We start from the raw sequence: 12518 nt of genomic DNA, 5'->3' as shown, positions 1-12518 counted from the left end.
CGATGCGCCATGCCCTATGACATTCCAGCGGCGCTCAAGGACCCGGCCAAAGCGCTCGCCTTCGCGGCGCATCTGGCGGACGGCTATCTGACGCCCGCGTTCGGCGCGCGCACCAAGAGCGAGATCGACCTCCTAGGGCTTGTGCGGATTCATCGTGAATGGATGACTGCGGCAGCGAGGTAGATCATGGCTTCGAAGCTCCGGTCGGTCTTGCAGCCGCGCATGGCGATACGCTGAACTCCTTGAGGTTACAGAAGAAGTTTTCGATCAGATGCCGCCATGCGTAGATGGCCGCGTCGATCCTGAGCTTCTGCGCTCGGCCCGGATGCTGGGAGATGACGACCTTGGCACCGCGATCGTTCAACTCGGCCACAAGCGCGTTGCTGTCGAAGGCCTTGTGTTTCTTCCCCCAATCCAACAACACACACCCGACGATGTCGTTAACCCTTTGATAAGGTAAAGGTATCATCAGCCCACCCCCCGACCCTTCGCGGTCGCGGAGAAGGCTATCACCTCGAAGTAATTTTTGGAGCCCCGGCGGACTCCGCACTCGGCCTGTGAGGGATAGCCCAAAGAGGGAGCATTGATGACCGCATTGCAAAATACGAAGCCAGAAATCTGGATTGGACTCGATACGGGAGTTGCTTCGACCGCGCTATGTGCAATCGATCACAATGGCAAGGTCCTCATTCAGCAGGAACTTCCCACGAAAGCTGCCAGAATCAGGAACCTGCTTGTCGAACACTTTCCCGAAGGTGTCCGCGCAATAGGTATGGAAGCCTGCTCAACAAGCCTTCAGGTCGTGAAGGGCCTCCGGGCATTCGGTTACGACGCCAACGCCTACGACACATTTGCCGTGCGGCGCTTTCTCGAACTGAGGAAGAACAAGACCGACAAGAATGACGCGCGGGGAATAGCCGAAGTCGCGCGTTTGGGGCGCGGATTTCTCGTTGAAGTTCATATCAAGAGCAACGAGTGCTACTCTACGCGGTCCAAATTAGTGGCTCGGCACAATATGGTCCGGCAGCGCGTATCTACAGAACTGATGATAAAATCCACGCTCCGGGTTTATGGCACTAGAATCAAGGAACGGAGCCATAACTCAAGCCGCTTCCGGTTCCATGTCGAGCGGGCCATTGAGGAAGTCAGGGCCGAAACCGGCCATGATCTTACTCAGCATATGAAACCGCTCCTTGAGCTTTCCATGAAGCTCAGGACCGAAATCGCGAATTTGGAGAGTGAGCTCCACGATTTCGTAATGTCCAATGACCTTTGCCGGCGTTTCACCGAAATACCTGGCGTCAGCAGCATCACGGCAGTCTCGTTTTTCACCGCGATTGAGGACCCGACTCGATTTCGCCGGTCCACCGATGTCGCCGCGTATCTCGGTCTAACACCCAAGATTTTCGAGAGCGGCGATAGTAAGCGGAACGGCGGCATCACCAAAGCGGGCAATCCCATGACGCGCGTGCACTTGGTCAGTGCCGCAACGGTGATGCTGTCCGTCGCCAAGAAGCATGATACGGCGCTGAGGCGCTGGGGATTGGAACGGGCTGAGGCGATCGGGTTTGCCAAGGCGCGAGTTGCGGTTGCCCGGAAACTTGCCGTCATCATGCTGAACATGTGGCGCACCGGTCGCTCGTATGAAGCCTTTCCTGAGGTTCGCGATCCCGAGCCTCTACCAGTTGCAGCCTGACGGCTGTAGGCGCGGTACCCCGTTGGGCAATATAAGGCAGCAATGACCTTGGATCAGATTCAGAGGGGGCCGCGCCATAACCACATTTCAGGAACAACCTCCAGCTACCGTTCGCCTGCCCCCATTCTCGCCATCCATCGGCGTTAGTGATGTGAAGCCTAACATCCGAGGGCGGCAGCGAGCAGCTTTCGCCACAAGCTAGGTGGCCTGAATATCTGTCTGACCCGCGAGGTATTCGTCACCTCGTGATGCAGGAATCTCGCGATGGCCAGTGCGTCGCCATCTCCCTCGCGCGTTGCCTTTTCGATCAAGGCTGCTGTCTGCTTTGCGTTCAACGACAGACGGGTATTCCTTGTCATCAGTAGCTCCGGCAGATTTTTCCACTTTGACCGAATATATCCGATCTACGCGTGTGGTCGAGTATGATCGCTTGTGCTGGGCCAACAAGCCCCGATTCCGGTGAAGCAGTTGAGCTTTGCGATGATCAGGAAGATCGGCAGGCAACCTCTAGCAATTTCTACGGAATTTGTGAACCGCTGCATCCTCCCTCGTACATCTAGAAGCAGCCTAGTGATCGATTTGAAGCTCAACTTCCGTTCGTCCGAGATTGGCTGCCGATCGAGCTTACCATTTGAAGCCACCTTAAGGCTATCGCCCGAACGTCAGTTTTCCCCGCAAGCCGTCGTTCGCTGTTGATGCCGGGAGGGGCAGCTATGTTCCCAGTCTCAGCCGTTCGCTGCGTCTCGTGCAGTCAGATGAACGAACGGCAGCTTCCGAGAACGCATCGTTTCAAGCGGAACGACCGACTTTAAGGCGCGAAGCGGACCAGCCTCGCATATCTGCTTGTCGCATCACGGCGGCTGACGCACTATCCGAAGAAGATGGAAGGACGCTCACCCCACAGCTTCATACTGCCGCCGAGCGCATTAGGAGAGCGACGCATTAGCCGCGGCACAATCGTTCGCGCTATGTCACCGGCAGGAATTTACTGGCCTGAAACTTCGCATTTCCAAAACGCAGCATACGTGAACGCCGGAGATTTAATCTTCACGGCATGTCACTTCGATGATGATCATCAGCCTAACGACTTCTATACGGACTTCGATGATCCTCGGGCGGAAGAGTTTCGACTTTGTGCAGCCCTTTCGCTACCTCTCGGATATGATGCCGGGCTAATGCTACCGTTCCCCATGCATGCGAGCCTCGAATTTCGGCAGCAATGCGAATGGGACAACGCCGGCATACTTGAACTGGAAACAGAACTTCGCGCGAGTCTGATGAATATCCGCGATGCGGAGCGGAGAGTTGTCATACTCCCTCTGCCTGAGTGTGTCGGCGGCCCATCTTACCAACTGCGAGCCGATCCAGTACCGTTCGATCTCCAGCGGCAGATCTACAATGCCATCGATTTGAAAGATCATCTGGTTGTTCGAGGGCTCGGCGCGTATCTGCGTTCACAAATGCTTATTAACGGCACCACCTTTCGAGCAGAAGGCTTGTACACGCTCTTCGTATCACTCGATGCGACCTTCGCTCTGACTCTCCGTCATCTTAAAGCTTCGGGAAACAACAACCCGACGGCACCCGATGCGCAAGCATTCATTGAAGATGCGTTCGGAAATGAGCCTTCAGGCATGCGATATTTCGAAGAGTTTTACGAAGACCGGATCAAAGCGCTCCATCCCGAGAGTCGCTTTGGCACATTTCCCTATCCTCCTCTCTCGATCAGTGAGGGTTATCAGTTATCGAGGGCGCTTCGCGATGTTTGGCGCTATCTTTTAACCGGCTCGACCATCGGCGCGTGATGCTGCTTAACATGCCTCCGTTTTTGGTATGAGATCGAGGATGCCGACATGACCGCAAGGAGGGCGTTCTTCGGAATGGCTACTCACATCCCAATGCCGAGCCCCCTGCTCCGCCCTCTGCCGATCATGTCCGCAAGACCCTGACCGATGCTGCGCACATCTGCTTCGGGCAGCCCGAGCTGTGCTCGGCGATTGCGCAGGATCGACTCGACCTGTGGGTCGCGTTCGAGGCTCTTGGCCATGCCGATCATCCGGTCGCCCACTTCGTTTGCGAACGCTGTTTCATACTTGCAGATCAGCAATCCGCGCTGCCGCTCCAACGTCTGCCAGCGCTGCACGAACGTGTCGGCCCGCTCCTCAGCGGAAACACGAAGCTCGGTTTCCATCTGCATGGCGCGGATTGTCGCGGTCGTCCGGCCCTGCGCGGACTCCTCGATCAGCCCCAGATTCTTCGCGAGCGCGGTCTCCAGATCGATCCGCCCATTTGGCCGGATTGCGTCGAGGGCCGCACGGCTGGCGATTAACGTCTGCCGTTGCTCTGCGGTGTAAGGTGCCCCGATACTACGGGCGAGCCGCATCTCACGGACGATCACAGCATGACGTTTCACCGCCTGCGACAGCGCGGTCGCGGGATCGGGCGTCGGTAGCAGGTCTGGAGTAAGGTCGGGCGGCACCCGCAGCTTCAGCCCCGCAAACATGTCGCGCTTCGGAGCAAGCTGATGCTCCTGCGCCGGCGCCGGCAGTACGATCTGCCGCCGCGCCGCAAAGGCCGGGGCATAATCGGATGCCATGTCCTTGCTCCGCTCGCGCGACAGCGTCGCCACCAGCCTGCCGTGATCGGCAAAGTCGTCGCGGCCATAATGGAGATCGACACCATCTCGGTGTCGGGACAGCGCGACATAGGCTGCGTGGCGGTCGAGCCCCGGCGTCGCCAGCACATGCACGCGGTCGAGCGTTACCCCTTGCGACTTGTGCACGGTGGCAGCGTAACCGTGATCGACCGCCGCATAGTCCTTGAGGTCGAACGCGACCGATCGCCCGTCGTCGAGCAGCACAGCCATACGGGTGGCGCTGACGCTTTCGATACGGCCGAGCGAGCCATTCTTCACGCCCAGGCTACGCTCGTTGCGCCCGAACATCACCCGCTCACCGGCGGCAAACTGCCGCTCGCCTTTCTCGACCTGCAAGGTCACATCCTCGCCGAGCTCGCCACGTGCGCGCAGCCGCCCACGCGCGGCCTGGTTGAGCGCTGCCACTTCGTCATTGGTGTGGGTGAGAATGATCCGGCTGTCGCCCGGCGCTTGCTGGCGCTTCCGATCCCAGCGCTCGATCAGGTCCGCACGCGCCGCTTCGCGCGTGTCAGCGGCATGGATCGCATCATGCTGTCGATACGCCGATAGCGCTTCACCGGTCCGCTCGGTCGCGAGCTGTCGCGTCGCCAAGCGCTGCCAGTCTTCGCGTTGCCGCCGGATGTCGGTGATCTCGGTGGCGCCGTGGCGCTCGACGACCGAACGGAACGCCGCACCCGCTTCGATCGCCTGCAACTGCTCTGGATCACCGACCAGCACCACCTTCGCGTGGCGCTTCTCGGCTTCGGCAAGCACCCGCTCCATCTGCCGGGTGCCAATCATCCCGGCCTCGTCGATGACGACGATCGATCTCTCGGTCAGCAAGTCGCGGCCCTGCTTCCACTGATGTTCCATGCTCGCGATCGTACGCGAGGCGATGCCGGAACCGTTTTCCAGATTCTCGGCGGCGATGCCGGATAGCGCCAGGCCTTGGACGTGGTAGCCGGCGCTCTCCCATGCCTCTCGCGCAACGCCAAGCATCGCCGATTTACCGGTGCCAGCATAGCCGACGACCACGCCCAGATCCTTGCCGCTGGTGACATGATCGAAGGCGCTGCGCTGCTCGCTCGACAGGACCAGGCCATGCATTTCGGCACGCGCAAGCGCCAACTTGCGATGTTGCTCGTCCATGCCATGCCCACGACTGGCGTCGAGCTTTACTGTCGCACGCTCCAGTCGCGCTTCGATCTCAATCATGTCGCGGCTGGTGAAGCGGTCCTCACCACGTCCGTCCTTGCCCAGTTTCACCAGTTCGGGTGAGGCGCGAACCGCCGCCATCACTTGGTCGAACTGCTCTTTTCCATCACTGTGGCGATGCACGAACGTCGCGAGGTCTCGGGTGGTGAAGGTCGCCTGCCCGTGTGTGATCGCGTCGAGCGCCAGCGCCGGGTTGGCGAGCAGCTTCTCACCATTGTTGCGCGCAATCTCAACGTGCTCGGCGAGACGCTCGGACTCCAAACCTTGTTCGGCCATCCGCGATGCGGCTGGGCCGATCTTGTGCTGCGGCTCGATATCGATGCCCTGCGCCGCCAACGAGCGATGATCGACCCGTGCATCGATATCCAACTCCGCTAGCCGCGTGTTGACGTGCTCGGCCCAGCGCTCGCGCCATTTCTCCAGAAGGTCGGTGTGGTTCCAGTCGCGGTTCTTGGTGCCAAACCCATCTTCGCCAACCTTGCGGGTGGTGAGCATGATATGCGCGTGCGGCTTGGGTTCGCCGTCCGCGCCGATATCCCAATGCACGTTGAGATCGGCGATCATGCCGCGACTGACAAACTCTTGCCGGACAAACTCGCGGGCCAGTTCGATGCCCTGTTCCTGCGACAGCTCGCGCGGGATCGCGAACTCGATCTCACGGGCGAGTTGCGCGTCCTTCCTGACCTCGGCCGCCTCGACCGCGTTCCACAGTTTTTCGCGGTCGGCGAGATGCTCGGACGCGCCGTCCGGCAGCATCACCTCTGAATGCACGACGCCGGCCTTGTTCGAGAAGTCGTGGTGGCGGTCGAGGCGCTGATCGTGGAGCCGCGATGCGGAGCGATACGCTGCGGATGCCAGCGCACTTGAGCCGTTGGCCCGCGAGATCATCTTTGCCGAGAAATGGTAGAGCGCCATGACGGCACTCCACTTACACCTGAAAGCGCACGTCGGCACGACGTATAAGCGCGCCCTCGAAAGATTTCATCTGTCTCGGGACGGCGTGGTCCCAGAACATATCACGACATTTACGGCGATCGACACACCCGATAACTGGATCGTCCTTACGCCACAACACGGACGATCCCGATGCGAAAACCGCGTGACTATGACACCGAACTCGACTCACTCGACCAGAAGGCGAAAGCGCTCAAACAGCGCAAGATCATCCAGCTCGGTGAATTGGTGATCGCGTGTCGCGCCGATACAGTACCGGTCGATGTTCTGGCGGGTGCATTGCTCTCGATTTCCAGCAGTGACGCGCCAGTACAGGAGGCGTGGCGGAAAGCTGGCTCGGCGATGTTTCAGCGCAAAGCCAGAAGCAACGAACGCCGAGCGACTGCGCCAAACACTGCATCAGCTTCGGCGGCTGAAGGCGGCACGTTACCGCTTGATCGCGAGCCGCGCACGGCATGATATGCGGGAGTGGCAAGTGAAGCGCCGCGAGCGTACGCGTCAGTTGATCGAGCTGGGCGGACTCGTCGCCAAGTCCGGGCTGATCGACCTCACCGACGACGATCGTGCGGTGATCTTCGGCATTCTCGTGGAGGCCGCATCGAAGTTGCGCAGAGAAGACAAAGAATCGTTGGTTACGCTGTGGCGACGTCGCGGCAAGCGCGCGTTCGAAGATGATACTAACAATGACGATTTGCGCTGATCGCGATTCTTCGTCACAGCGGTGTTGTCCGATACTGGATATCCCCCTTGGTCGCAGCGAAACATCGCAGCAACACATATGGACATATTGATATGACTGAAGAAACCGCAAACCCCGTCGAACTCGCAACCGAACTGACGATCGCGTGGCTCGGCAACCAGAACAATCGCGTATCGGCTGACGATGTGCCGGCGTTCTTGCGCACGATGCACACTACGATTGTCGAACTCGGTTCTGGCTCATCGGCAGCGGACGCTTCAGGCGGCGAAGCTGCTCCAGCGGAAGAGTTCACGCCGGCGGTGTCGGTGCGCAAGTCGCTTGCCTCGAAGGATCACATCATTTCGATGGTCGACGGCAAGCCTTACAAGACGCTGCGCCGCCATCTCTCGACGCATGGTCTGACCGACGTGCAGTACCGCGAGCGCTATAATCTGCGCCCCGATTATCCGATGGTCTCGGAGAACTATTCGCTGGCCCGCCGCGAAATGGCGCAGCGGATCGGCCTCGGCCGCAAGGGTCGCGGGGGCGCAGCAACGCCGGCCGAAACGCCCGCCGCCAGCGAAGCGAGCGTGGAGTCTGCGCCCGCTCCTGCCCCGGCGAAGCGCACGCGCCGCAAGGCTGCTGAAAACGCCTGATGGTGTGCTCGCACCGCCCGGCATTCGTCGGGCGGTGCGAGCCGCTTTCTGCCGCTGGCACGATCGGCACTATTCACGGGCGTAGCGTGACCGATCCATCGTTGTTGGTCTGCGCCTTGAGCGGCAGCACTGCGGTAACCGCCGCCGTGAAACTGCCGATATCGCCGGTTTCGACAGAGCCGCTGATGCGCGCCTCGGCAAAGCCCGGCGCATCGAGGCGAACCGGCGTATTTACGTAGCGATTGACCTCGGTGATCGCATGCTCGAGCGTCATGCCGTCGAGCACGATCCGGCCTTGCGTCCACGCAATCGTCGGCGTCGTGTCGATCGCCTGAACCGGACTTGTGCGGGAGCCGTCAACGATCACCCGCTGCCCGGCTTGCAACTGCGCCACAGGCCGCTCCGCCGAACTGACCCGCACCCTGCCCTCGACCAAAGTGACGTCGATCCGGTCGCCGCTGCGGTGGACATCGAACTGCGTGCCCGTCGCGAGCACGCGCGTACCACCAGCATCCACGGTGAAGGGTCGCGCGGCATCATGCGCGACCGTGAAATATGCCTGACCTCGGGCAAGCGAGATGCGGCGCGCATCTTTGGCGAAAGCAACCGTCAGCGCCGTGTCGGTATCGAGCGTCACCTTCGATCCATCGGCGAGCCTGATGGTGCGCTGCTCGCCGATCTTGGTCGCATATTGCTCACCGCCCGAGGGCCATACCGCGAAGGTCGTCAGGCCGACTGCAATCACGCCAACCACCGCCGCTGCCATCGTCCCCAACCACGGGTATCGTCTGCTAGGCGGAGCGGCGGATCGCGTCATCGCCTGTTCCGTCGCCGCGACGATCGCTGGGCGATCGGCAAGCGTGCCGGTCTGCCTGTAAAGGCGATCGACGGCGTCGAACGCTTCGCGATTCCCCTCGCCCTTTCGCCACTCGAAGAACTGCTCGAGCGTTCGGGCCGACACCGGCAGCGTTTGCAACCGCGCGTACCAATGCGCGGCTTGCGTCAAAGCATCGCCGCCGCTCGCATCATTATCGTTCATAAGTATGTGCCGTCGCTCAGTCGCGCAATCTGCTCATGCACAATGCCAGCGCCTTACCCATCCGCCACTCCACGGTCTTGATCGAGATACCGAGCGTTGTCGCGATCTCGGCATTACTCATATGCCGGAATCGGCTCAGCACGAAGACGTCGCGAATCTTTTCGGGCAAGTCGAGAACGATCCGCTCCAGTTCAAGAATGGCCTCCTGCTCGGACATACTATGTCTGTCACCGCCACCTCGGTCGGCGGCGACGCCCTCTCGATGCTGCTGGCGAACCGCCTCGCGCCGCTTGCGATCGCGAAACAGGTTGAGTGCCGTCTGCGACAGGAAAGCTTTGGGATGCTGGATGTTGTCCGTCTTGCAGCCGGCGGCGCGGAGCCACGTGTCCTGGACGATGTCGTCGACTTCGGTCGGCTGTGCGCGCAGGCGGCGCGTTACGAGAGCGCGGAGCCACTCCGCATGGTCTCGGTAGAGCGCTTCGATCGCGCGCCAGCCCGGCTGCTCGTCGTCCACAGGCAGAGTGATGTCGCTGTTCGATCCAGACACGTTTGATCCCCATCCGCTAGGAAAGGATATGGAAAAACGGCATATGACATAATGGCATTTAAATCAATGCCGGATGCCAAAGACGATTTTCAGCGACGAGAATGTGGTGGTCGTAGAAGTCGTGAAGGCTGCGCGGATAGCAGCCGGCTTGAAGCAAACCGAGTTAGCCAAACGAATTAAGAAGGATCAAAGCTGGGTTAGCCTCGTGGAAGGCTCGCAGCGCCGGCTGGATGTGGTGGAGTTCATTGAGATGGCTCAGGCCCTCGGGATTCGTCCGTCAGCTATGCTAGACGAAATAGTCGAGAGGATTGCCCAATCTCGGCGATGAAAATGGGCAACTTCAACGATTGAGCTTTCGAGAATAGGACGTTCGCCCACCTCACGTCGCGCCGTCCGAACCTGAGCTAAGCAGAAGGTCAGCGGCCTTGCCGGCGGCGCTGGTAAGCGCCGCCGGGATCGGATCATGCCGCACGCGCGATGGTTGCGACCTGCGGCGTTACCGCCTCGACGAGGCCGCCAAACGCCACGCTGCGACTGACCGTCTGCACGGAGCCGCGCGTCGTGTAGGCGGCAGGCGGAAACGTCATCCAGCGCGGCACCCAGTTCTCGACCTTGGCCCGCCCGTTTTCGCCGGTCAGGCAATCGCGGATGATCTGACGCTTCACCTTGCCGGTCGCAGCCTCGTTGGCGGTTGCGACGCCCTCGCCCGCTACCTCCGTCAGGACACATCCCAGCACGTCACGATCGCGGATCAGGTCGAGCAGCGCATCGTCGGCCTGCCATAGTGCGCGCATGTCGATACCGAGATGGACGCCGAGCAATTCGATGAGGGCACTGCCCGCCTCCAACGTCTCGGCCATGACGATGGCGAGGACATCGCGAACCGCAGTATCGGTCAGCCCGAGCAATCTGACGAACAGGCCAGCAAGGCCGTGATCGTCCTCATGGCCGCCGGTAACGGTGGGAGTATCGGGATCGAACCCGAGCAACGCCAGCACCGCCCGGCGCCGCTCGTCGAACGCGGCTTCGGATGCACAGGTCTCGACGCTCTCGGCAATGGCGTCGTTCGTTGTCCGCTGCGGCTCGACCGACACGCGCCACAGTGACGATCCGGCAATGGCGTGGGCAACCATCACGCGCAGCGCCACCGACGGGTTTGCCGCCACCGCCGATCGCACGGCGGCATGGCGATGAAGATCGACATAGCTCTGGATCGCTGAACTGATTTCGGGGCGGGCCGGCCTGTCCGCGAACGTGGCACCGCTTGCCAGCTTTCGTGCTTCCTTGGTGGTCAGATAGCCTTCGTGAAAGGTGACATCCCCGCGCGGCCCCACGGCCACGAACACCTTGCCGCCCTTGCGCTTGGGCGTGCGCTCATGCTCCCATGTGTGAAAGGGTTCGCCGGTCGGCAAAACGACGACATCGGGCCAACCCGCTTGCACGTAAGCCTCGCCGCGCTCGGCAAGCGCGGCGTTCTGCGCGGTCCAGAACGTCTGCGGGTCAGCGAAATAGCGGTCGTCGCCGAACAGGTCGGACACGATATCGCCGGGATAGCCGTCGATGTCGAACAGCGCCGCCCGCACCGGAATCGACGCGCCACCGAACGCCCATGCCTTGACCTGGTAACCTGTGGGGCAATGGGCGTCGGGATCGTCGAGCAACGCCAGCCAGTCCCGCTGCCGCGCCTTCGAAGCAAGGGTCAGGTGCCGAACCGTCGCCGCATCGATCCCGCCCTTGCGATACAGAGTACGAATGCGCGGCAGCAGATTGCCGAGTGCGAGCGTGCGCTTCACCTGCAATTCCGTGAGGCCGAAGGTCAGCGCGATATCCTCCGGGGTTCGGCCTTCGCGGACCAGCCGCGTAAAGCTCTCCCAGCGCGTCACCTCGTCAGGGTCCACCCGTGCGATGTTCTCGATCAGCGAGGCTTCCAGCGCCGCCGCATCATCCCCCGCCGCCATCACCGCGCACGGCAGCGGCTCGGCTTCACCGGTTTCCTGCGCGACCGCGAGCGCCGCGTGATAGCGTCGCTTGCCCGCCACGATCTCGTAGGTGTCAGAACTTCCATTCTGCCGCACGATCAGCGGCACCAGCACGCCGCGTGCCCGCACCGATGGCAGGATGTTACTCAGGTCCACGGGCTTGCCCTTCACCCGCATGTTGGCAGGCGAGACAGACAGATTGGCGATGTCGATATGCTTGAGTTCCATTGCCTTCACTCCTTCAAACACCGCACCCGGCGCCGGAATGGCGGGGAGCGGCAGGAGCGGACCGACAGGCCCGTCGGCAGAGGCAGGCTGCACCCGCAGGGGCCCCTAGCGCGCTAGCGATGGGGATGGGTCCCAAGGGCTGCAACGCAGTGGAAGACCTGGGCGAAGCCCCGGTTGCGGCCTGCCGCGACAGGCCTACAGGGCAGCGACGCTCCCCCGCCAGATCGACGCCGGAGGCGCAAACGCCATCGCGCCCGAGGCGCGATGACCGCCGGCCGGGCGGCACGCCCGGCCCGGATCGATCGCACGCGAGCGATCCCCGTAAGAGATCGTAACCGCCCTGCGGCCGAGACGCCGAAGGCGACTCGGTGGCGCGCAGCGCCATAGAGCTCGGCCGCGCTCCAGCGCGGGACGGCTGAAGCCTATAATCTTCTCTGATTTTATGGGGCCTGTTGGGCACTCTCTGAGGCACTGCGGTGCATCTCGGTCCCGCACCTCTTGTCTCCGCGCCGACGCATCTCAATCCTGACAGCACCGAACCATTGGATCACACGCGAACCAGGATCATGCCATGACAACCGACGCTCCCGATCGCATTCTGCGCCTTAACACCGTACTCGATCGTACCGGCCTCAGCCGGGCAACCTTGTATCGAAAGGTGCAGGCCGGCACCTTTCCCAAACAAATCCGCATCGCCGTTCGCTGTGCGGGTTGGCGGGAGTCCGCAGTCAATGACTGGCTGCGCAATCCGATGTTCTACGAGGCTGAATGACATACCGGCTGACGCCGGTAGGATCATCGGAGAGGGCTGAAGCCTTCATTGGTCCTTGTGGATGTGCTTGTCGAGATATCGCATGATGATGTCATCGGTGATGTTGCCGGATGTCGTT

The 12518-nt window shown here is 61.3% G+C and carries 13 protein-coding genes and 1 pseudogene; 8 read left to right on the top strand and 6 right to left on the bottom strand.

Features of this window, described 5'->3' with window-relative positions:
- Positions 1-9 precede the first annotated feature (9 nt).
- Positions 10-183 carry a hypothetical protein gene (locus EWE75_RS25020; RefSeq protein WP_165388351.1) on the top strand — a complete coding sequence of 58 codons (174 nt, stop codon included), beginning with the start codon at positions 10-12 and terminating at the stop codon, positions 181-183.
- Position 184: 1 nt separating this feature from the next.
- On the opposite strand, the gene EWE75_RS11195 is transcribed toward EWE75_RS25020, so the two are convergent.
- Positions 185-469 carry a hypothetical protein gene (locus tag EWE75_RS11195; protein ID WP_130157431.1) on the bottom strand — a complete coding sequence of 95 codons (285 nt, stop codon included), beginning with the start codon at positions 467-469 and terminating at the stop codon, positions 185-187.
- Positions 470-586: 117 nt separating this feature from the next.
- Here EWE75_RS11195 and EWE75_RS11190 point away from each other — a divergent pair, with 117 nt between their 5' ends.
- The gene (locus EWE75_RS11190; protein WP_130157429.1) at positions 587-1696 is read left to right on the top strand and encodes an IS110 family RNA-guided transposase; all 1110 of its coding nucleotides are present in this window, start codon (positions 587-589) and stop codon (positions 1694-1696) included.
- Positions 1697-2721: 1025 nt separating this feature from the next.
- Positions 2722-3501, top strand: a complete 780-nt coding sequence (locus EWE75_RS11185) for a hypothetical protein (protein WP_130157427.1) — start codon at positions 2722-2724, stop codon at positions 3499-3501.
- Between the two features lie 83 nt (positions 3502-3584).
- Here the strand turns inward: EWE75_RS11185 and traA are convergent, their stop codons facing one another.
- The gene (traA, locus tag EWE75_RS11180; RefSeq protein ID WP_130157425.1) at positions 3585-6461 is read right to left on the bottom strand and encodes a Ti-type conjugative transfer relaxase TraA; all 2877 of its coding nucleotides are present in this window, start codon (positions 6459-6461) and stop codon (positions 3585-3587) included.
- 171 nt (positions 6462-6632) lie between these two features.
- Between traA and EWE75_RS11175 the strand changes: the two genes are divergently transcribed.
- The 3 genes from EWE75_RS11175 to EWE75_RS11165 all read left to right on the top strand — a co-directional run bounded on the left by EWE75_RS11175 (position 6633) and on the right by EWE75_RS11165 (position 7835).
- Positions 6633-6959, top strand: coding sequence for a conjugal transfer protein TraD (locus EWE75_RS11175; protein ID WP_130157423.1), 327 nt, complete (start codon positions 6633-6635; stop codon positions 6957-6959).
- A 16-nt stretch (positions 6960-6975) separates the two neighbouring features.
- The gene (locus EWE75_RS11170) at positions 6976-7200 is read left to right on the top strand and encodes a conjugal transfer protein TraD (RefSeq protein ID WP_231708312.1); all 225 of its coding nucleotides are present in this window, start codon (positions 6976-6978) and stop codon (positions 7198-7200) included.
- Between the two features lie 92 nt (positions 7201-7292).
- The gene (locus EWE75_RS11165) at positions 7293-7835 is read left to right on the top strand and encodes a Ros/MucR family transcriptional regulator (protein ID WP_130157421.1); all 543 of its coding nucleotides are present in this window, start codon (positions 7293-7295) and stop codon (positions 7833-7835) included.
- A gap of 73 nt (positions 7836-7908) precedes the next feature.
- On the opposite strand, the gene EWE75_RS11160 is transcribed toward EWE75_RS11165, so the two are convergent.
- Positions 7909-8874 (bottom strand): FecR family protein, encoded by a 966-nt coding sequence (locus tag EWE75_RS11160; protein ID WP_130157419.1) that lies wholly within the window; start codon positions 8872-8874, stop codon positions 7909-7911.
- A gap of 16 nt (positions 8875-8890) precedes the next feature.
- Positions 8891-9388, bottom strand: coding sequence for an RNA polymerase sigma factor (locus tag EWE75_RS11155; protein ID WP_231708311.1), 498 nt, complete (start codon positions 9386-9388; stop codon positions 8891-8893).
- Between the two features lie 106 nt (positions 9389-9494).
- Here EWE75_RS11155 and EWE75_RS11150 point away from each other — a divergent pair, with 106 nt between their 5' ends.
- Complete coding sequence (locus EWE75_RS11150) at positions 9495-9749, top strand: helix-turn-helix domain-containing protein (protein WP_130157415.1); 255 nt, start codon at positions 9495-9497, stop codon at positions 9747-9749.
- 133 nt (positions 9750-9882) lie between these two features.
- Here the strand turns inward: EWE75_RS11150 and EWE75_RS11145 are convergent, their stop codons facing one another.
- Positions 9883-11628 (bottom strand): ParB/RepB/Spo0J family partition protein, encoded by a 1746-nt coding sequence (locus tag EWE75_RS11145; RefSeq protein ID WP_130157413.1) that lies wholly within the window; start codon positions 11626-11628, stop codon positions 9883-9885.
- A 571-nt stretch (positions 11629-12199) separates the two neighbouring features.
- Here EWE75_RS11145 and EWE75_RS11140 point away from each other — a divergent pair.
- Positions 12200-12400 (top strand): helix-turn-helix transcriptional regulator, encoded by a 201-nt coding sequence (locus tag EWE75_RS11140; RefSeq protein ID WP_130157411.1) that lies wholly within the window; start codon positions 12200-12202, stop codon positions 12398-12400.
- Between the two features lie 45 nt (positions 12401-12445).
- Here EWE75_RS11140 and EWE75_RS26250 read toward each other — a convergent pair.
- Positions 12446-12518: pseudogene (locus EWE75_RS26250) on the bottom strand (IS200/IS605 family transposase); the annotation flags it as partial.

It is taken from the genome of Sphingomonas populi, from assembly GCF_004208535.1.
GTDB classification, from domain to species: domain Bacteria; phylum Pseudomonadota; class Alphaproteobacteria; order Sphingomonadales; family Sphingomonadaceae; genus Sphingomonas; species Sphingomonas populi.
This window is presented reverse-complemented; position numbering and strand designations above follow the sequence as displayed.